The organism is Acetivibrio ethanolgignens, from assembly GCF_001461035.1.
In the GTDB taxonomy this organism is placed as follows: Bacteria; Bacillota; Clostridia; order Lachnospirales; family Lachnospiraceae; genus Velocimicrobium; species Velocimicrobium ethanolgignens.
Genome location: NZ_LNAM01000092.1, coordinates 1,035 through 1,443, shown reverse-complemented (window position 1 = coordinate 1,443; position 409 = coordinate 1,035). Strand labels below are relative to the sequence as shown.

General features: G+C 50.1%; 1 pseudogene. It reads left to right on the top strand.

What is annotated here, in order from left to right:
- Positions 1–409 (top strand): annotated as a pseudogene (locus ASU35_RS20095) (InlB B-repeat-containing protein); the annotation flags it as partial.

Sequence of the window (409 nt, the reverse complement as noted above, 5' to 3'; positions counted from 1 at the left end):
CCGGACAAGAACAACCCCAACACCCCGACCACCGGACAAACCACACCGGTGAAACCCACAACCAACGGAAATGCCAACATCAACAAAAGCGCCGTACAACAGGCAATCGACAAAGCAGCTGCTGATGCGAAAAAGAATGGCAACACCGCAAACGGCATTGCTGTGGTGGTTCCTGTAAAGATGGATGCCAAACTGAAGGATGTACAGATTACCCTGAAAGCGGACACGCTGGATAAGCTGGTGTCCTCCAATGTCAAGCAGTTCACCATCGACACCGATCGTATGGCAGACTTTGACTTCACACTGGATACCCTCAAGGAGCTAAACCGCCAGACCGGCGGCGAACTGATTTTGAAGATCAAAAAAACGGTTGTTTCCTATCAGAAAGCCAAGAAAGCCAAGAAAGCCA